The sequence below is a fragment of the Thauera sp. WH-1 genome, from assembly GCF_047806685.1.
GTDB lineage: Bacteria > Pseudomonadota > Gammaproteobacteria > Burkholderiales > Rhodocyclaceae > Thauera.
The window spans coordinates 99,287-118,476 of sequence record NZ_JBLQGP010000013.1; the positions used below are offsets into that span (position 1 = coordinate 99,287).

17 protein-coding genes are annotated in these 19,190 nt (G+C 66.8%); 9 read left to right on the forward strand and 8 right to left on the reverse strand.

The window, feature by feature from the left end; all coding sequences use genetic code 11:
* Nucleotides 1-2: 2 nt before the first annotated feature.
* The 6 genes from hisC to hmpA form a co-directional block, all read right to left on the reverse strand.
* Nucleotides 3-1,100 (reverse strand): histidinol-phosphate transaminase, encoded by a 1,098-nt coding sequence (gene hisC, locus ACMV5O_RS13835; RefSeq protein WP_416163993.1) that lies wholly within the window; start codon nucleotides 1,098-1,100, stop codon nucleotides 3-5.
* 37 nt (nucleotides 1,101-1,137) lie between these two features.
* Complete coding sequence (gene pheA / locus ACMV5O_RS13840) at nucleotides 1,138-2,205, reverse strand: prephenate dehydratase (protein ID WP_416163994.1); 1,068 nt, start codon at nucleotides 2,203-2,205, stop codon at nucleotides 1,138-1,140.
* A gap of 15 nt (nucleotides 2,206-2,220) precedes the next feature.
* On the reverse strand, nucleotides 2,221-3,318 hold the full coding sequence (gene serC / locus ACMV5O_RS13845) for a 3-phosphoserine/phosphohydroxythreonine transaminase (RefSeq protein WP_416163995.1): 1,098 nt from the start codon (nucleotides 3,316-3,318) through the stop codon (nucleotides 2,221-2,223).
* Complete coding sequence (gene gyrA / locus ACMV5O_RS13850; protein WP_416163996.1) at nucleotides 3,318-5,957, reverse strand: DNA gyrase subunit A; 2,640 nt, start codon at nucleotides 5,955-5,957, stop codon at nucleotides 3,318-3,320. The genes serC and gyrA overlap by 1 nt, the downstream gene beginning before the upstream one ends.
* 80 nt (nucleotides 5,958-6,037) lie before the next feature.
* The gene (locus ACMV5O_RS13855) at nucleotides 6,038-6,496 is read right to left on the reverse strand and encodes an RrF2 family transcriptional regulator (protein ID WP_416163997.1); all 459 of its coding nucleotides are present in this window, start codon (nucleotides 6,494-6,496) and stop codon (nucleotides 6,038-6,040) included.
* 1 nt (nucleotide 6,497) lies between these two features.
* Nucleotides 6,498-7,706 carry an NO-inducible flavohemoprotein gene (hmpA, locus tag ACMV5O_RS13860; RefSeq protein ID WP_416163998.1) on the reverse strand — a complete coding sequence of 403 codons (1,209 nt, stop codon included), beginning with the start codon at nucleotides 7,704-7,706 and terminating at the stop codon, nucleotides 6,498-6,500.
* A 192-nt stretch (nucleotides 7,707-7,898) separates the two neighbouring features.
* Between hmpA and grpE the strand changes: the two genes are divergently transcribed.
* The 3 genes from grpE (at nucleotide 7,899) to dnaJ (ending at nucleotide 11,728) form a co-directional block, all read left to right on the forward strand.
* Nucleotides 7,899-8,474 carry a nucleotide exchange factor GrpE gene (grpE, locus tag ACMV5O_RS13865; RefSeq protein ID WP_416163999.1) on the forward strand — a complete coding sequence of 192 codons (576 nt, stop codon included), beginning with the start codon at nucleotides 7,899-7,901 and terminating at the stop codon, nucleotides 8,472-8,474.
* Between the two features lie 107 nt (nucleotides 8,475-8,581).
* Nucleotides 8,582-10,516, forward strand: a complete 1,935-nt coding sequence (dnaK, locus tag ACMV5O_RS13870) for a molecular chaperone DnaK (RefSeq protein WP_416164000.1) — start codon at nucleotides 8,582-8,584, stop codon at nucleotides 10,514-10,516.
* A gap of 96 nt (nucleotides 10,517-10,612) precedes the next feature.
* The gene (gene dnaJ, locus ACMV5O_RS13875; protein WP_416164001.1) at nucleotides 10,613-11,728 is read left to right on the forward strand and encodes a molecular chaperone DnaJ; all 1,116 of its coding nucleotides are present in this window, start codon (nucleotides 10,613-10,615) and stop codon (nucleotides 11,726-11,728) included.
* Nucleotides 11,729-11,887: 159 nt separating this feature from the next.
* Here the strand turns inward: dnaJ and cysS are convergent, their stop codons facing one another.
* Nucleotides 11,888-13,273 carry a cysteine--tRNA ligase gene (gene cysS, locus ACMV5O_RS13880; protein ID WP_416164002.1) on the reverse strand — a complete coding sequence of 462 codons (1,386 nt, stop codon included), beginning with the start codon at nucleotides 13,271-13,273 and terminating at the stop codon, nucleotides 11,888-11,890.
* A 250-nt stretch (nucleotides 13,274-13,523) separates the two neighbouring features.
* On the opposite strand from cysS, the gene ACMV5O_RS13885 reads away from it, so the two are divergent.
* The 6 genes from ACMV5O_RS13885 (at nucleotide 13,524) to ACMV5O_RS13910 (ending at nucleotide 17,612) form a co-directional block, all read left to right on the forward strand.
* Nucleotides 13,524-14,090, forward strand: coding sequence for a peptidylprolyl isomerase (locus ACMV5O_RS13885; protein ID WP_416164003.1), 567 nt, complete (start codon nucleotides 13,524-13,526; stop codon nucleotides 14,088-14,090).
* 44 nt (nucleotides 14,091-14,134) lie between these two features.
* The gene (locus ACMV5O_RS13890; RefSeq protein WP_416164004.1) at nucleotides 14,135-14,629 is read left to right on the forward strand and encodes a peptidylprolyl isomerase; all 495 of its coding nucleotides are present in this window, start codon (nucleotides 14,135-14,137) and stop codon (nucleotides 14,627-14,629) included.
* Nucleotides 14,630-14,688: 59 nt separating this feature from the next.
* Entirely contained in the window at nucleotides 14,689-15,456 is a 768-nt protein-coding gene (locus ACMV5O_RS13895) for a UDP-2,3-diacylglucosamine diphosphatase (protein WP_416164032.1), read from the forward strand.
* A 162-nt stretch (nucleotides 15,457-15,618) separates the two neighbouring features.
* The gene (locus ACMV5O_RS13900; protein WP_416164005.1) at nucleotides 15,619-16,788 is read left to right on the forward strand and encodes a glycosyl hydrolase; all 1,170 of its coding nucleotides are present in this window, start codon (nucleotides 15,619-15,621) and stop codon (nucleotides 16,786-16,788) included.
* 5 nt (nucleotides 16,789-16,793) lie between these two features.
* Nucleotides 16,794-17,051 (forward strand): MoaD/ThiS family protein, encoded by a 258-nt coding sequence (locus ACMV5O_RS13905; protein WP_416164006.1) that lies wholly within the window; start codon nucleotides 16,794-16,796, stop codon nucleotides 17,049-17,051.
* Between the two features lie 150 nt (nucleotides 17,052-17,201).
* On the forward strand, nucleotides 17,202-17,612 hold the full coding sequence (locus tag ACMV5O_RS13910; protein ID WP_416164007.1) for a DUF4332 domain-containing protein: 411 nt from the start codon (nucleotides 17,202-17,204) through the stop codon (nucleotides 17,610-17,612).
* A gap of 388 nt (nucleotides 17,613-18,000) precedes the next feature.
* On the opposite strand, the gene ACMV5O_RS13915 is transcribed toward ACMV5O_RS13910, so the two are convergent.
* Nucleotides 18,001-19,188 carry an O-succinylhomoserine sulfhydrylase gene (locus ACMV5O_RS13915; RefSeq protein WP_416164008.1) on the reverse strand — a complete coding sequence of 396 codons (1,188 nt, stop codon included), beginning with the start codon at nucleotides 19,186-19,188 and terminating at the stop codon, nucleotides 18,001-18,003.
* Nucleotides 19,189-19,190: the final 2 nt, after the last annotated feature.

A 19,190-nucleotide genomic window follows, 5' to 3' on the forward strand; every position in this document is an offset into this window, starting at 1 on the left:
GCTCAGGCCAATGCCTGCTTGAGCGCCGCGACGAAACGGGCGTTCTCTTCGGGCAGGCCGACCGACACCCGCAGCCAGTGCGGCATGCCGTAGGCGGCGATCGGGCGCACGATCACGCCCTGCCTCAGCAGGGCCTGATTGACGCCGACCGCATCGCCGACCTTGAAGGTGACGAAGTTGCCTGCAGAAGGGATCCACTCGAGGCCGAGCTCGGCGAAGGCCCGCGTCAGCTGTGCCATGCCACGCCGGTTCACCTCGGCACTGCGCGCGATGAACTCGTCGTCGCCGAGCGCCGCCTCGGCCGCCGCCAGGCCGACGCTGGACACATTGAAAGGCTGTCGCACGCGATTCATCAGATCGGCGACCGACGCATGGGTCACCCCATAGCCGACCCGCAGGCCGGCCAGCCCATAGGCCTTGGAGAAGGTGCGCGACACCAGCAGGTTGGGGAAGCGGGCCAGCCAGGCGATCGAGTCGTAGCGCTGCTCGGGCGCGAGATACTCGGTGTAGGCCTCGTCGAGCACCACCAGCACATGCCGGGGCACGGCATCGAGGAAGGCTTCGAGCGCCGTGCCGCTCACGAAGGTCCCGGTCGGATTGTTCGGATTGGCGATGAAGACGACGCGGGTCTGCGGCTCGATCGCCGCCGCCATGGCGTCGAGGTCGTGACCGAAGTTCTTCGCCGGCACCTCGATGCCGCGCGCGCCGCGCGCATTGGTGGCGAGCGGATACACGGCAAAGGCGTGCTGCGAATAGACCGCTGACAGGCCGGGGGCGAGAAAGGCCTGCGACACCAGCTCGAGGATGTCGTTCGAACCGTTACCGACCACGAGCTGGTCCGCGGCCACGCCGAACTTGCGGCATAGCGCGGCCTTCAGCGCGAAGGCGCCGCCGTCGGGGTAGCGCGCCATGTCGGCGATCGCCGCGTGGGCGGCGTCGCGCGCATGCGAACTCATGCCGAGCGGATTCTCGTTGGAGGCGAGCTTGACGATGCTCGATTCCAGCAGGCCCATCTCGCGCGCGAGCTCGGAGATCGGCTTGCCCGGCTGGTAGGCCATGATGGAACGGATGTAGTCGGGTGCGAGCGTGGCGATGCTCATTGTCTTCTCCTCGTTCGATGACGCCGCCCGCGGGGCGTCAGATCGCTGCAACCGGATAGGAACCGATGACCTTGACGAAGGCTGCGCGCTGGTTGAGTTCGTGCAGCGCGGCGGCGACCGCTGCGTCTTCACGGTGGCCGATGATGTCGGCGTAGAACACGTATTCCCACAGGCCAGAGCGCGCCGGCCGCGACTGCAGCTTGGTCATGTCGACGCCGTGCGCAGCAAGGGGCTCGAGCAGGCCATGGATGGCCCCGGGTCGGTTGGGCGCCGAGAACACGAGCGAGGTGCGGTCCTGCCCCGAGGGCCCGGCGTCATGATCGGCGATGACGAGGAAGCGCGTCGTGTTGTTGGGGTCGTCCTCGATGTTCGGCGCCAGGATGTTGAGCCCATAGAGCTGGGCCGCCGCCTCGCCGGCGATGGCGCAGGACTCGGGATCCTCGGACGCCATGCGGGCGGCCTCGGCATTGCTCGCCACCGGGATGCGCGGCAGATGGGGCAGGTTGCGGTTGAGCCATTCGTGGCACTGGGCGAGCGACTGCGCGTGCGAATAGATGCGCCGCGCCGCGCCGATGCCCTCGGCGCGCGACATCAGCTGCTGGTGAATGCGCAGACGCACCTCGCCACACACCTTGAGCGGGTTGGCGAGCAGCAGGTCGAGCGTGCCGCCGACCGCGCCCTCGGTGGAATTCTCCACCGGTACCACGCCGTAGTCGGCATTGCCGGCCTCGACCGCGCGGAACACGTCTTCGATGGCCGCCATCGCCACGAAGTTGGGCGCCGAGCCGAAGTGCTTGCGGCTGGCACTCTCCGAAAACGTGCCGGCCGGGCCCAGGTAGGCGACGCGCAGAGGCTGCTCCAGCCCGAGGCAGGCCGACATCACCTCGCGGAAGATGGTCTTCACCGCGTCGTCCGACAGCGGCCCGGGGTTGAGCTCGGCCAGCCGGCGCAACACCTGGGCCTCACGCTCGGGGCGGTAGTACATGACGCCGCGCTTGATCTCGCCCACCCGCTGCGCGCAGCGCGCGCGCTCGGACAGCCGGGCCAGGATCTCCTCGTCGAGGCGGTCGATCTCGTTGCGAAGTTTCAGCAGTTCGTCGCTCATGCTCGCTCTGTCCACTCAAGCCCTGCGCGCTGCAAAGTCGCGCATGAAATCCACCAGTGCCTGCACGCCCGCCAGCGGCATCGCGTTGTAGATCGACGCCCGCATGCCGCCGACCGACTTGTGCCCCTTCAGTTGCACCAGGCCTGCGGCCTTCGATTCGGCCAGAAAGGCCTCATTGAGTGCGTCGTCCTTGAGGAAGAAGGGTACGTTCATGCGCGAACGGCAGGCCGGATCGACACGATTCTCGTAGAAATCGCTGCCGTCGAGGAAGTCATACAACAGCTTCGCCTTGGCCACATTCTGCGCCTCGATCGCGGCCACGCCGCCCAGGCGCTTGAGCCACTGGAAGACCAGGCCGGCGATGTAGATCGCGTAGGTGGGCGGCGTGTTGTACATCGACGCGTTGTCGGCCACGGTCTTGTAGTCGAAGGCGCTCGGGCAGTGCGGCATCGCGCGCCCGAGCAGGTCCTCGCGCACGATGACGATGGTCAGCCCCGCCGGCCCGATGTTCTTCTGCGCGCCACCGAAAATCAGCCCGTACCTGGACACGTCGATCGCGCGCGACAGGATGTGCGAGGACATGTCGGCCACCAGCGGCAGCTCACCGCGGCCGATCTGCGCCAGATCGGGCTCGAAGGGGTACTCGACGCCATCGATGGTCTCGTTGGTGCAGGTAAACACATAGGCCGGATCGGCCGACAGCTGCCAGTCGGCCATCGGCGGCACGCTGGTGAAGCCGATGGCCTCGGACGTGGCAGCGATGTTCACCGCGGCGTACTTGCGCGCTTCCTTCTGCGACTTCTGCGACCACGAACCGGTGACCACGTAGTCGGCCACCCGCTTGTCGCCGATCAGGTTCATCGGGATGATCGCGTTCTCGGCGATCGCGCCGCCCTGCATGAAGAGGATGCGGTAGTTGGCCGGCACCGCGAGCAGTTCGCGCAGGTCGGCTTCGGCCTGGGCGGCGATGGCGGTGAACTCCTTGCCGCGATGGCTCATCTCCATCACGCCCATGCCTGCGCCCTGCCAGTCGAGCATCTCCTCGGCGGCCTGGCGCAGCACCGCCTCGGGCAGCGCCGCGGGGCCGGCGCTGAAGTTCCACACGCGACTCATCAGGCTTCTCCCTCCTCGCCCGTGGCCGGACCCTCGGCATCGGCGGCCGGGACCGGGCCTTCGTCCGCAGCGTCGTCTTCCGCCACGAGGCGCATGCTCTCGTCGGCACCCGAATCCGCCACCTTCTCGACGCTGGCGAGGAAAGTACCTTCGTCGAGGCTGATCAGGGTCACGCCCTGGGTCGAGCGCCCCATCTCGCGGATACTGTCAACGCTGGTGCGGATCAGCACGCCGCCGGTCGAGATCAGCATGATCTCGTCGCTCGGCTCAACCAGCACCGCGGCCACCAGCTTGCCGTTGCGATCGGAGGTCTGGATCGCGATCATGCCCTTGGTGCCGCGGCCATGGCGGGTGTATTCGGCCACCGGGGTGCGCTTGCCGTAGCCGTTCTCGGTGGCGGTCAGCACCGACTGCGACTCGTCCTTCGCCACCAGCATCGCGATCACCGCCTGGCCGTCCTCCAGCATCATGCCGCGCACGCCGCGCGCCTCGCGGCCCATCGGGCGTACGTCGGTCTCGGCAAAGCGCACCGCCTTGCCGGCGTCGGAGAACAGCATCACGTCGGACTGGCCATCGGTGATGGCGACGCCGATCAGGTGGTCGCCGTCGTCGAGGTTGACCGCGATGATGCCGGCCTTGCGCGGGTTGGAGAAGGCGGTGAGCGCGGTCTTCTTGACCGTGCCTTCCGAGGTCGCCATGAACACGAAGTGCTCCTCGTCGAACTCCTTGATCGGCAGCACCGCGGTGATCTTTTCGCCCTCGACCAACGGGAAGAGGTTCACGATCGGTTTGCCGCGCGAGTTGCGCGTACCTTCGGGCACCTCGTACACCTTCAGCCAGTAGCAGCGGCCGCGGCTGGAGAAGCACAGCACGGTGTCGTGGGTGTTGGCCACAAAGAGGCGGTCGATGAAGTCCTCGTCCTTCATCGAGGTCGCCTGCTTGCCACGGCCGCCACGGCGCTGGGCGCGATAGTCGGCCAGCGGCTGGCGCTTGAAGTAGCCGGTGTGCGACAGCGTCACGACCATGTCTTCCGGCGTGATCAGGTCCTCGATGTTGATCTCGGCGGTGTTCATCACCAGCTCGGAGCGACGCGGGTCGCCGAACTGGTTGCGGATGGCGCTGAGCTCCTCGACGATGATCGCGGTGATGCGCTCGGGGCGCGCCAGGATGTCGAGCAGGTCGGTGATGACGTCCATCACCTCGCGGTACTCGCCGACGATCTTGTCCTGCTCGAGGCCAGTGAGGCGCTGCAGGCGCAGCTCGAGGATGGCCTGAGCCTGGGCTTCGGACAGGCGATAGCCCTGGGCGGACAAGCCGTATTGCGGGTCCAGCCCTTCCGGCCGGTAGCTGTCGGCCATGGCGCGCGATAGCATTTCTTCGACCAGCGCCGAGCGCCATTCGCGCGCCATCAGCTCGCGCTTGGCGTCGGCAGGCGTGGGCGCCGCCTTGATGAGCGCGATGATCTCGTCGACGTTGGACAGTGCCACCGCCAGGCCTTCGAGGATGTGGCCACGGTCGCGCGCCTTCCTCAGCTCGAAGATGGTGCGGCGGGTAACGACCTCGCGGCGGTGCTCGAGGAAGCAAACCAGCATCTGCTTGAGGTTCAAGAGGCGCGGCTTGCCGTCGACCAGCGCCACCATGTTCATGCCGAAGCTGTCCTGCAGTTGGGTGTGCTTGAAGAGCTTGTTGAGCACCACCTCGGGCATCTCGCCGCGCTTGAGCTCGATGACCAGACGCATGCCGGACTTGTCGGACTCGTCGCGAATCTCGCTGATGCCCTCGATCTTCTTCTCGTTGACCAGCTCGGCCATGCGCTCCTGCAGGGTGCGCTTGTTCACCTGGTAAGGCAGCTCGTCGACAATGATGGCCTGGCGGTCGGTCTTGCCGATCGGCTCGAAATGGGTGCGCGCGCGCATGATCACGCGGCCGCGGCCGGTGCGGTAGCCCTCGTGCACGCCGTGCAGGCCGTAGATCAGGCCGGCGGTCGGAAAGTCCGGCGCCTTGACGATGTCGATCAGCGCCTCGATGTCGGTGTCGGGGTCTTCGAGCAGCTTCAGGCAGGCATCGACGATCTCGCCCAGGTTGTGCGGCGGGATGTTGGTCGCCATGCCGACCGCAATGCCCGATGAGCCGTTGATCAGCAGGTTGGGGATGCGCGCCGGCATGACCAACGGCTCCTTCTCGGAGCCGTCGTAGTTCGGCCCGAAGTCGACCGTTTCCTTGTCGATGTCGGCCAGAAGCTCGTGACCGATGCGCGCCATGCGGATTTCGGTGTAACGCATCGCCGCGGCGTTGTCGCCGTCGACCGAGCCGAAGTTGCCCTGACCATCGACCAGCATGTAGCGCAGCGAGAAGTCCTGCGCCATGCGGACAATGGTGTCATACACCGCCGTGTCGCCGTGCGGGTGGTACTTACCGATGACGTCGCCGACGATACGTGCCGACTTCTTGTAGGCGCGGTTCCAGTCGTTGGACAGTTCGTGCATGGCGAACAGCACGCGCCGATGCACCGGCTTGAGGCCATCGCGCGCATCGGGGAGGGCGCGCCCCACGATCACGCTCATCGCGTAGTCGAGGTAGGAGTGGCGCATCTCCTCTTCGAGGCTGATCGGCAGTGTTTCCTTGGCGAACTGAGTCATGCTCGAATGTGGCGGAACCCGCGCGAGTAAGAAAAACGGGCAATGTTACCACGCTCACCTTTCACACGCCCGCCACCGACTCAGCGCGCCACAGGCTCCGCACGATGAAGATGCAGCCGCGCCAGCCCCGCGGCCGAGGTGCCCGCCACCACGTCGGCCAGGGTGTGACGATCGAGCGCAGCGAAGAAGGCCTGCTGCGCCTCGTCGAGCACACCCCGGAGGCGGCACACGCCGCGCAGCGAACACATCGGCCGGTCACAATCGACCAGCCCGCCCTCGCCCTCCAGCACGCGCACGACCTCGCCCATGCGGATCTGCTCCGGCGGGCGCACCAGACGCAGGCCTCCGCCGCGACCGCGCGTGGCCTTCACCCAGCCGGTCTGGGCGAGGAGACTGGCGACCTTCACCAGATGGTGATGCGACACCTCGAAGCGCTCACCGACCTCGGCGATCGTCACGGGCTGGTCATGCTCGGGCCGCGCGCTGGCCAGATACATCAGCATTCGCAGGCCGAGATCGGCAAAGCGCGTCAGCTGCACCTCAGCTGCCAACCTGCTGCTGATCGGGGCCGAAGACCTCGTAGTGGATGCGGTCGCGCGCCACCCCCCAGCCGAGCAGGATGTCGCGCTGCTTGAGCATGAAGGGCAAGGGGCCGCACAGGTAGTAGTCGGCATCGGGCAGCTCGACCCGTGCGCGGATGCGCTCGAGGTCGACCATGCCCTCGAATTCGTAGTCGCGCCCCTGCACGTCGCCCGCCGCCGGCGCGTCATAGAACACGATACTGTCGACATGGGCGCGCGAGGCGGCGAGCTCTTCCACATGCCCCTTCAGTGCATGGACACGGCCGTCGCGCGCACCGTGCACGAAGACGACGCGGCGCGTGGTGTCCTGCAGCGCGTTGAGCATGCTCACCATCGGCGTCAGGCCGACACCGCCGCTGACCAGCACCACCGGCGTATCGCGGTCCTCGTGCAGGTAGAAGTCGCCAAAGGGCGGCGCCAGGCGCACGCTGTCGCCCACCCCGACATTGTCGTGCAGCCGGCTGGAGACGATGCCCGCCGGATCCCTGCCCTCGCGCTTGACCGAGATGCGGAAGTAGGACGGATTCGGCGCCTCGGACAGGCTGTACTGGCGAATCTGCTCCACCCCCAGCTCCGGCACATAAAGCACCACGCTGACGAACTGACCGGGGACGAAGGGTGGCAGCGGACCGCCATCGGCCGGACGCAGATAGAAGGACGTGACGAGCTCGCTCTCCGCCTCCTTGCGCTCGACGATGAACTCCCGCCAGCCCTGCCAGCCGCCCTTTGCGGCGGCAGCCGCACGGTACAGCTCGGCCTCGGCGGCGATCAGGATGTCGGCCAGCGCCTGGTAGGCCGCCGCCCAGGCGTCGATGATCTCGTCGGTCGCGGCCTCGCCCATGACCTCGCGGATCGAGGCCAGCAGATGTCGGCCAACGATCGGGTAGTGATCCGCCCGGATGCCGATGCTGGCGTGCTTGTGCGCGATGCGCGATGCGACCGGTGCGAGCGCCCCCGGATTGTCGATGTTCTGCGCGTAGGCAAGCACCGCCGCGGCGAGCGCATGCTGCTGCTTGCCACCGGCCTGATTGCCGAGGTTGAAGATGTTCTTCAGCTCGGGCTCGTGCTCGAACATGCGCTTGTAGAAATGCGTCGTGAGCGTCAGGCCGTGGGCCTGCAGCGCAGGGACGGTCGCCTTGACCAGTTCGATCGTGCGGGGTGAAAGCATGAGGAGATCCTTCCTTTTTAAAGTTGCATTCACAGTACCACTTATCACCGCGTCCCCACAAGCACCGCCGGCCACCTCCCCGCGAGCCGGGTCGCGAAATCCGCGTGCCCCGGAAAAGTTCCGGGGTCGCTCTTGAAACGGCCTCTTTCGCCCCAACTTCTGCAGCCGTCGAAAGAAAACGGAGAGTCACCCATGCAGGACCAGAAGCCGACGCCGGACATCACGCCCGAGCTTGAACAGATGCCGGCCGACCCATCGGCCACGCCGGAACCCGAAGCCGCCACCGCAGCCGCGATCGACACCATGCCGAGCCTGGAAGAGGCGCTGCGCCAGGCCGAGCTCAAGGCCGCCGAGCACCACGACGCCTGGCTGCGCGCGAAGGCCGAGACCGAGAACGTCCGCCGCCGGGCCCAGGATGACATCGCGAAGGCCGCCAAATTTGCCGCCGAGAAATTTGCCAGCGCGATGCTGCCGGTCAAGGACAGCCTCGAGGCGGCGCTCGCGATCGAGAACCAGTCGGTCGAAAAAATGCGCGAAGGCGTCGAGCTGACCCTCAAGCAGCTCGTCTCCGCCTTCGATGGCGCCCACCTGGCAGAAGAGAACCCACTCGGCCAGAAGTTCGACCCCAACAAGCACCAGGCGATCAGCACGATCGAAGCCGACGCCGAACCCAACACGGTGGTCACCGTGCTGCAGAAGGGCTACCTCCTCAACGAGCGCGTCATCCGCCCGGCGCTGGTGATGGTCGCCAAGGCCAAAGGCCAGTGAGAAATCTGCACCCAGCCGCTTGAAAGCGGTGCACCTCACCCCATATTCGAACCAGATCGGACGGCAAGGCCGCTCCACCACCGAATTCAGACTGAAAAGGAACTCAAATGGGCAAGATCATCGGCATCGACCTCGGCACCACCAATAGCTGCGTCTCCGTGATGGAGGGCGGCAAGCCGAAGGTCATCGAGAACTCCGAAGGCGCGCGCACCACCCCGTCGGTGGTCGCCTATGCCGAAGACGGCGAGATCCTGGTCGGCGCGCCGGCCAAGCGCCAGGCGGTCACCAACGCCAAGAACACCCTGTTCGCGATCAAGCGCCTGATCGGCCGTCGCTTCGAAGAAAAGGAAGTGCAAAAGGACATCGCCATGATGCCCTTCACCATCACCAAGGCCGACAATGGCGACGCCTGGGTCGAAGTGCGCGGCAAGAAGATCGCGCCGCCGCAGGTGTCCGCCGAAATCCTGCGCAAGATGAAGAAGACCGCCGAGGACTACCTCGGCGAGGAAGTGACCGAGGCGGTGATCACCGTGCCGGCCTACTTCAACGACAGCCAGCGCCAGGCCACCAAGGACGCCGGCCGCATCGCCGGCCTCGAAGTCAAGCGCATCATCAACGAGCCGACCGCGGCAGCGCTCGCCTTCGGCATGGACAAGAAGCCGGGCGACTCCAAGATCGCCGTGTATGACCTCGGCGGTGGCACCTTCGACATCTCGATCATCGAGATCGCCGACCTCGATGGCGAGCACCAGTTCGAAGTGCTGGCCACCAACGGCGACACCTTCCTGGGCGGCGAGGACTTCGACCAGCGCATCATCGACTACATCGTCACCGAGTTCAAAAAGGAACAGGGCGTCGATCTCAAGAACGACGTGCTCGCGCTGCAGCGCCTGAAGGAAGCCGCAGAGAAGGCCAAGATCGAGCTGTCCTCCGGCCAGCAGACCGAGATCAACCTGCCCTACATCACCGCTGACGCCTCGGGCCCGAAGCACCTGGCGATCAAGATCACCCGCGCCAAGTTCGAAGCCCTGGTCGAGGACCTGATCGAGCGCTCGATCGAGCCCTGCCGCATCGCGTTGAAGGATGCCGGGGTCAAGGTTGCGGACATCGACGACGTGATCCTGGTCGGCGGCCAGACCCGCATGCCCAAGGTCATCGACAAGGTGAAGGAGTTCTTCGGCAAGGAGCCGCGCCGTGACGTGAACCCGGACGAGGCCGTCGCCGTCGGCGCCTCCATCCAGGGCGGCGTGCTGCAGGGCGAGGTCAAGGACGTGCTGCTGCTCGACGTCACCCCGCTGTCACTGGGCATCGAGACCCTGGGCGGCGTGATGACCAAGCTGATCCAGAAGAACACCACGATCCCGACCAAGGCCTCGCAGGTGTTCTCGACCGCCGACGACAACCAGTCGGCCGTGACCATCCACGTGCTGCAGGGCGAGCGCGAGATGGCTTCGGGCAACAAGAGCCTGGGCCAGTTCAACCTCTCCGACATCCCGCCGGCGCCGCGCGGCATGCCGCAGATCGAGGTCACCTTCGACATCGACGCCAACGGCATCCTGCACGTGTCGGCCAAGGACAAGGCCACCGGCAAGGAGAACAAGATCAAGATCCAGGCCAACTCCGGCCTGTCGGACGCGGAAGTCGAGCGCATGGTGCGCGACGCCGAGGCGCACGCCGAGGAAGACAAGAAGGCACACGAGCTGGTCGACGCCCGCAACCAGTGCGACGCGCTGATCCACTCGACGAAGAAGGCCCTGACCGAGTACGGCGACAAGCTCTCCGACGAGGAGAAGGCCAAGATCGAAGCCGCGATGAAAGAGGCCGAAGAGGCCATCAAGAGCGGTGACAAGGACAGCATCGAAGCCAAGAGCCAGGCCCTGGCGATGGCGGCGCAAAAGCTCGGCGAGCAGATGTATGCCCAGGCCCAGGCCGAAGGCGGCGCCCAGCCCGGTGCCGGTGCGGGCGGCCAGTCGTCCGGCGGTAAGGCCGACGACGCCGACGTGGTGGATGCCGAGTTCACCGAAGTGAAGGACAAGAAGTAATCGTCACTCTGGCGAACCCTTCGCGGCCGAGCCCCGCCGGAGCCTTGCTCCGGTGCCGGCTCGGCCTTTGCTTGAGACCAGACTGAGCGAAGCACCATGTCCAAAAGGGATTACTACGAAGTCCTCGGCGTCAACCGCGACGCCAGCGACGACGAGATCAAGAAGGCCTACCGCAAGCTGGCCATGAAGCACCATCCGGACCGCAATCCGGACAACACGGCAGCGGAGGAGAAGTTCAAGGAGGCCAAGGAGGCCTACGAGATGCTCTCCGACCCGCAGAAGAAGGCGGCCTACGACCGCTATGGCCACGCCGGCGTCGACCCCGCGATGGGCGGCGGCCAGGGTTTCGAGGGCGGTTTTGCCGATGCCTTCGGCGACATCTTCGGCGATCTGTTCGGCGGCGGCCGCGGTGGGCGTTCGAACGTCTATCGTGGCGCCGACCTGCGCTACAACCTCGAGATCACGCTCGAGGAGGCTGCGCGTGGCGCCGACAAGACGATCCGCATCCCCACGGTCGAGGAGTGCGGCACCTGCCACGGCAGCGGCGCCAAGCCCGGCACCCAGCCCAAGACCTGCCCCACCTGTAACGGACACGGCCAGGTGCGCGTGCAACAGGGCTTCTTCTCGATCCAGCAGACCTGCCCGAAGTGTCACGGCAGCGGCAAAGTCATCCCCGACCCCTGCCGCGACTGCGGCGGCGCCGGCCGGGTCAAGAAGCAGAAGACGCTGGAAGTGAAGATTCCCGCCGGCATCGACGAAGGCATGCGCCTGCGCCACGCCGGCCATGGCGAGCCGGGCGTCAACGGCGGGCCGCCGGGCGACCTCTACGTCGAGATCCACATCCGCAAACATTCGGTGTTCGAGCGCGACCACGACGACCTGCACTGCGAGATGCCGATCAGCATCACCACCGCGGCGCTGGGCGGCGAGATCGAGATCCCGACGCTGGAAGGCATGGCGCGGCTCAAGATCCCGGCCGAGACGCAGAGCGGCAGGGTCTTCCGCCTGCGCGGCAAGGGCATCAAGAACGTGCGCAGCCATGTGCACGGCGACCTGATGTGCCACGTGGTGGTCGAGACGCCGGTGAGCCTCACCGAGCGTCAGAAGGAGCTGCTGCGCGAGTTCGAGGAGATCTCCAGCGGCAACGCCGACCGTCACAACCCGAAGGCGAAAGGCTGGATGGACAAGGTACGGGATTTCTTCGGCAACTGAGCGCCGGGTACGCCGCAACGCGATGACCGCGTCGCGCGCGCCCCACGTCACAACGCCCGCCCTGCAATGCAGGAGCGGGCGTTGTTATTGTTGTGGCGCCGGCGCATCGACGAGGCGCCCCCCAGCAGGGGCGGCGGCTCTCGCCCGCTCAAGCAGGCATCAGGCGCGGCGCCAGGTAGTGCCGCCCGGGCCATCCTCGAGGATCACGCCCGCGTCGAGCAGCTCGGCGCGGATGCGGTCAGCCTCGGCGTAGTTCTTCGCCTTCTTCGCGGCCGCGCGCTCGGCGATCCGGGCTTCGATAGCCGCGGCGTCCAGCCCGCCCGCCTCCGGTGTGCCAGCCTGCAGGAAGCCCCGCGGATCGCGCTGCAGCAGTCCGAGCACGCCGCCGAGCGCCTTCAACTGCGCGGCCAGCGCAGGCGAGGCGTCGCGGTTGACCTCATTGGCGAGCTCGAACAGCACCGCCACCGCCTCGGCGGTGTTGAAGTCGTCGTTCATCGCCGCCCGGAAGCGCTGGGCATGGGCCTCGTTCCAGTCGGGCGCCAGGTCGCCTTCGGGCGCCACATTCTTCAGCGCCGTGTACAGCCGGGTCAGGGCGTTGCGCGCATCCTCGAGATGGGCGTCGGAGTAGTTCAGCGCACTGCGGTATTGCGCGCGCAGGATGAAGAAGCGCACCACCTCGGGGTCGTACTTCTGCAGCACCTCGCGGATGGTGAAGAAGTTGCCGAGCGACTTCGACATCTTCTCGTCATCGACGCGCACGAAGCCGTTGTGCATCCAGTAGTTGACGAAGGCGTGGCCGTGCGCACCCTCGGACTGTGCGATCTCGTTCTCATGGTGGGGGAACTGCAGATCCATGCCGCCGCCGTGGATGTCGAAGTGCTCGCCGAGCAGCTCCGAGCTCATTGCCGAGCACTCGATGTGCCAGCCGGGACGGCCCTCGCCCCAGGGCGAGGCCCACTTCACCTCGGTCGGCTCCTCCGTCTTGGCGTGCTTCCACAGCACGAAGTCGAGCGGGTCATTCTTGTCCTGCGCCACATCGACGCGTTCGCCAGCGCGCAACTCGTCGAGCGACTTGCCCGACAGCTTGCCGTAGCCCTCGAACTTGCGCACCGCGTAGCACACGTCGCGATTGGCGGCGACATAGGCGAGGCCCTTCTGCTCGAGGCGCGAGATCAGCGACTGCATCTGCGCGACGTAGTCGGTGGCGCGCGGCTCGTGGTCGGGGCGCAGCACGCCGAGCGCATCGGCGTCCTCGTGCATCGCGGCGATGAAGCGGTCGGTGAGTTGGCGGATGGATTCACCGTTCTCCTGCGCGCGGCGGATGATCTTGTCGTCGATGTCGGTGATGTTGCGCACGTAGGTCACATCCAGCCCGCTTGCCCGCAGCCAGCGCGCCACCATGTCGAACACGACCATCACGCGTGCGTGGCCAAGGTGGCAAAAGTCATACACCGTCATGCCACACACATACATGCGGACCTTGCCGGGTTCGATGGGCGTGAAGACTTCCTTGTTGCGCGACAGGGTGTTGTAGATCGAGAGCATCGTGGGTGGGCGAGAGAGGTGACGAAGGGCGGCGAAGCGGCGCGGAGGCGGCGGCGCGATTGTGAGGGGTGGGGCTTGTTGCTAGAATCTCGCGTCGTCAGCGGCGCGGGAGCAGCCGAAAAACGCGTGAGTATACCATGCACGCCGCAAGCACCTTTTCTGCCGCCGCGGGACTGCCGTTCGGCGCCGGGACGGCTTCCGGGCATCCTCGCCGCAAGAAGCTTGCGCCTCGCTCATCACCGGAGACCCCATGAAGAAACAGCTCGTCGCCCTCGCCTCGCTGGCCATTTTCGCCCTGCCCGCGACCCCCGTGTTTGCGGCCAACCCCATGGTCGAGATGAAGACCAGCCAGGGCGAGATCGTCGTCGAACTCTTTGCCGACAAGGCGCCCAAGTCCGCCGCGAACTTCGTCCAGTACGTCAGGGACGGGCACTACGATGGCACCATCTTCCACCGTGTCATCGACGGCTTCATGATCCAGGGCGGCGGCTTCGACGCCGAGATGAAGCAGAAGAGCACGCGCGCACCGATCGAGAACGAGGCGAAGAACGGTCTCAAGAATGAGCCCGGCACGCTCGCCATGGCCCGCACCGCCGACCCGCACTCGGCCTCGGCGCAGTTCTTCATCAACCTCGTGCCCAATACCTTCCTCGACTACCCCTCGCGCGACGGCTGGGGCTACGCGGTGTTCGGCAAGGTCGTCAAGGGCATGGACGTGGTCGAGAAGATTGGCAAGCTCCCCACTGCGAACCGCGGCTTCCACCAGAACGTGCCGGTCGAGCCGATCGTCATTGAAAGCGCCCGCGTCGTCGAATAAGGCGCGCCACTCACCAGAACCCGATTTCCCCAGGAGAACCCCACATGGCTGTCAAGCTGCACACCAACCACGGCGTCATCACCCTCGAACTCGACGCCGACAAGGCGCCGGTGACGGTTGCCAACTTCCTCGCCTATGTCGAGGCCGGCCACTACAACAACACCCTCTTCCACCGTGTCATTGACGGCTTCATGATCCAGGGCGGGGGTTTCGAGCCCGGCATGAACCAGAAACCGACCGGCGAGCAGATCAAGAACGAGGCCGACAACGGCCTCAAGAACGAGCGCGGCACCATCGCCATGGCGCGTACCCAGGCTCCGCACTCGGCCACCGCGCAGTTCTTCATCAACGTCGCCGACAATGAATTCCTCAACTTCCGCTCGCCTGACCTGCAGGGCTGGGGTTACTGCGTGTTCGGCCGCGTCAGCGAAGGCATGGACGTGGTCGACGCGATCCGCAAGGTGAAGACCGGCTCCAGCGGCTTCCACCAGGACGTGCCGAAGGAAGACGTCATCATCGAGCGCGCCGAAGTTGTCTGATCGTGCCTGATCGCATCCCCTCGCCCACCTCGGCCACGCCGGGCGGGCTTGCTGCCAAGATGCCGGAAGCCGCCCGCGCGGGGCTTCCGGCATTGTTCATTTCCGATCTGCACCTCACCGAGGACGAGCCCGCCAACGTCGATGCCTTCCTCGCCTTCCTCCAGGGGCCGGCGCGCTCGGCGGCGAGCCTCTTCATCCTCGGCGACCTGTTCGAATACTGGGCCGGTGACGACGATCTCGCCACCCCCTTCAACGCCCGCATCGCCGCCGCCATCCGGGCCGTGGCCGACGCCGGCACGGCGGTCTACTTCATGACCGGCAACCGCGACCTGCTCGCCGGTCCCCGCTTTGCCGACGCCATCGGCGCGACCCTGCTCGACGACCCGACGCGCGTGCGCTTCGGTGAGCGCGCCGATGCGCCGGTGCTGTTGCTCGCCCATGGCGACGCGCTGTGCACCGATGATCTCGCCTACCAGGCCTACCGCCGCCAGGTGCGCGACCCCGCCTGGCAGGCTGGCTTCCTCTCCCAGCCGCTGGCGGCACGCAAGGCCTTCATCGCCAGCCTGCGGCAGAAGAGCGAAGCAGCCAAGGCCGAGAAGGCGATGGAGATCATGGACGTCAATGCCGACGCCGTCGCCGCACTCCTGCGTGAACACGGCTATCCGACGCTGATCCATGGCCACACCCATCGCCCCGCCTGCCACCAATTGCAGGTGGACGGACGCAATTGCGTGCGCCACGTGCTCGCCGACTGGCACGGCAGCGCGCGCTGGCTCGCCTTCGACGGCACGCGCCTCACGACCGAGGGCGTTCCCTTCAAGGCCTGACTCCAGCGCCGTTGCGGACATGCGCGCCCGCGATCGGTGCGCAGCGCGCCCGGCGTTCCTGGTCTATAGAACAGGAGAAGCCGCCGCCGGATGGTCTGGCAGGGTGGCCATGGCGGCGCGCCAGCCCGGCAGGCGGCGCCAGTCCACGCACGGAGAGCGAACATGAACTCCCCCGACAACGCCCCCACGGGCGACCTGGCTGCGCCTGCGATCGTCGTGCTGGTCGCGACGCGCAAGGGTGCGTGGCTGTTCCACGGCGACGCCAGCCGCCAGCACTGGCGAGTGAACGGCCCGCATCTGCTCGGCCACATTGTCAGTCACCTGGTGCTCGATCCGCGTGACGGACGCACACTGCTGGCGGCAGCGAAGACGGGCCATCTCGGCCCTACCCTGTACCGCTCGACCGATCTCGGCGCGAGCTGGGTCGAGGCCAAGCAGCCACCCGCCTTTGCCCCGGCAAAGGTTCGTGAGGAAGGGCGGGCGGTCGACCACAGCTTCTGGCTCACCCCGGGCCATGCCGACGAGCCCGCTTGCTGGCTCGCCGGCACCTCGCCGCAGGGTCTGTTCCGGTCCACCGACGGCGGCCTGCACTGGTCCCCTTTCTCCTGCATCAATGACGACCCGCAGTATCGCCGCTGGATGGGCAGCGTCCAGGACGGCACGCCCGATGGCCCGAAACTGCATTCGATCAACATCGACCCGCGTGACCCGCAGCACCTCTACATCGGGATGTCCGGTGGCGGCGTCCATGAATCGCGCGACGGCGGCAGAAGCTTCACACCGATCCTGAAGGGCCTCGAGGTGGTCGAGGGCTTCGACATGTCCGACCCGACTTTCCACGACCCGCATTGCGTACGCATCTGCCCGAGCGCACCCGACCGTCTCTACCAGCAGAACCACTGCGGGGTGTATCGACTCGATCAGCCTGGCGACACCTGGGTCCGCATTGGCCGCAACATGCCCGAGGAGGTCGGCGACATCGGCTTTCCAATCGTCGTCCATCCGCGCGACGCCGACCGGGCGTGGATCTTCCCGATGGATGGCAGCGACGTGTGGCCGCGCACCAGCCCCGGCGGCCGGCCCGCGGTGTACGGCACGCGCGACGCCGGCGCGAGCTGGCAGCGCCTCGATCGTGGCCTGCCGCCGGAGCAGGCGTGGTGGACCGTGAAGCGCCAGGCGATGAGCGCCGACGCCTGCGATCCGCTCGGCCTCTATTTCGGCACCACCAGCGGGGAGCTGTGGTTGAGCGCCGATGAGGGCGCGTCATGGCAGTGCATCGCACGCCACCTGCCCGAGATCTTCGCGGTGGAGGTCGGCGTTCCCGCAGTGTGATCGACATGAAGGTGCTGATCCCGACCCCGCTGCTGTCCTATACCGGCACACGCGAAGTGCAAGCGGAGGGAGGAACGCTGGCGGCGCTGCTGTCCGATCTCGACCACCGCTTCCCGGGCATCCGCTTTCGCGTCGTCGACGAACAGGGCAGGCTGCGTCCCCACGTGCGCTTCTTCGTCGCCGGCGGCCAGGTCTTCAGCCTCTCGCAGCCCCTGCGCGGGGACGACACGCTCGTCATCGTGCAGGCGCTCAGTGGCGGCTGACGCCCCTGCCTGATGGCGGGTGCAGAATCTCACGGACCCGGCTCGCATCACGGGCTATCATCCTCGTGCGTGGCGTCAGCTCGAAACCCCGGCCCGAGGGGCAGGCATGGCCATGCATCCCATTTCGGTACAGACCATGGAGGCATGAGGATGGCGAACTACAAGATCGAGGACATCGAAGGCATCGGCGAAGTGACCGGCAAGAAATTCCGCGATGCCGGCGTGAAGGATACCGACTCGTTGCTGGCCGCGTGCACCACGCCGTCGGCGCGCGCCAAGCTGGCCGAGACCGTCGGCCTGTCCACCGCCCAGGTGCTGAGGTTCGCCAACATGGCCGACCTCTACCGCGTCAGCGGCATCGGCTCGGAATATGCCCAGCTCCTCGAAGCCGCCGGCGTCGATACCGTGCCCGCCCTCGCCCGCCGCTCACCGACCAACCTGGCTGCGACGCTCGCCGAGGTCAACGCGGAGAAGAAGCTGACCCGCCGTGCGCCCCCCGAGGCGGACGTCGCCAAGTGGGTCGCCCAGGCGAAGGAACTGCCGCGCGTGCTCGAGTACTGAGTGCGATGTGGGTGGGCGAGTCACCTTGCGTGATCGCCCAGAAGATACCGGCTGCCACCGCGGTCGGGCTCAACCCGAACCAGGAAACGACGCGGCGATGGCTGGCATGCATGGTCTGCTCGACCCGTTGCATGCGCGGAGCGACGCAGCTCGGGAGCGAGCAATCCGCCGGCGCGACGCAGGGCATTCCCTCTGCAGGCCGCGGAACTCGCCGTTGCTGCGCTCGGCACGGACGGTCGTCGGCTGCGCCAGGAACACCCCTCTCTGCAAGCCCGCCCAGGCTCTGTCGGAACACGACCAGACGCGGAGACACACCCAAAAAAACAAGGCCCCCCGTTCCTGACGGTGCCCTCCCCCTCGGACGGCCGGGGCTCTGCGGTAAGCGCGCTCAGCGCAACGCCAATCCCCGCGCCAGGTCTTCCTTCAGATCGTCGACATCCTCTAGACCCACCGCGATTCGCAGCAGGCCATCGCCGATCCCGGCGGTGGCACGCGCCTCGGCGCTGATGCGGCCGTGGGTGGTGGTGGCCGGATGCGTGATCGTGGTCTTGGTGTCGCCGAGGTTGGCCGTGATCGACATCAGGCGCGTGGCATCGACCACCTTCCACGCCGCATCGCGTCCGCCCTCGACATCGAAGCTCAGGATTGCGCCCCCGCTCTTCTGCTGGCGCATGGCCAGCGCGTGCTGCGGATGCGAGGCCAGGCCGGGGTAGTACACCCGCGCCACACCGGGCTGCGCCTCGAGCCAGCCTGCCAGCGCCAGGGCGCTCGCCGATTGCGCCTCCATGCGGATGCGCAAGGTCTCCAGGCCCTTGAAGATCACCCAGGCGTTGAACGGTGACAGCGACGGTCCGGCGGTGCGCAGGAACTTGAAGACCTCGTCGGTGACGGCCTTGCTGCCTGCTACCGCGCCGCCCAGCACTCTGCCCTGGCCATCCAGGTACTTGGTCGCCGAATGCACGACCACATCCGCACCGAGGTCCAGCGGGCGCTGCAGCGCCGGCGAGCAGAAGCAGTTGTCCACGGCGAACAACACCCCTGCCTCGCGCGCGATCGCCGCCACGCCGGCGATGTCGATCACCTCGGTGAGCGGGTTGGACGGCGTCTCGGTGAAGAACAGTTTCGTCTGCGGCGTGATCGCATCCCGCCAGGCATCGAGGTCGGTCGCGGCAACGAAGCTCGTGGTGATGCCAAACTTCGACAGGATGCCGCCGAACAACTGCTGGGTCGCACCGAACAGGCCGTTGGAGGCCACCACGTGGTCGCCCGCCTGCATCGTCGCCATCGCCAGCGACAGGATCGCCGACATGCCCGAGGAGGTGGCGATGCAGGCCTCGGCCCCTTCGAGCGCGGCGAGCCGTGTCTGCATCGCGGTCACCGTGGGATTGGAAAAGCGGGCATAGACATAGCCCTCCTCCTCCCCCGAGAAACGCGCCGCCGCCTGCGCCGCACTGTCGAACACGAAGCTCGAGGTCAGGTACATCGCCTCGCCGTGCTCGCCGAACTGCGTGCGTTCGATGCCGGCACGGATGGCGAGCGTATCGAGGTGGAGATCCTGCGAATCGGGAGTGCTCATGG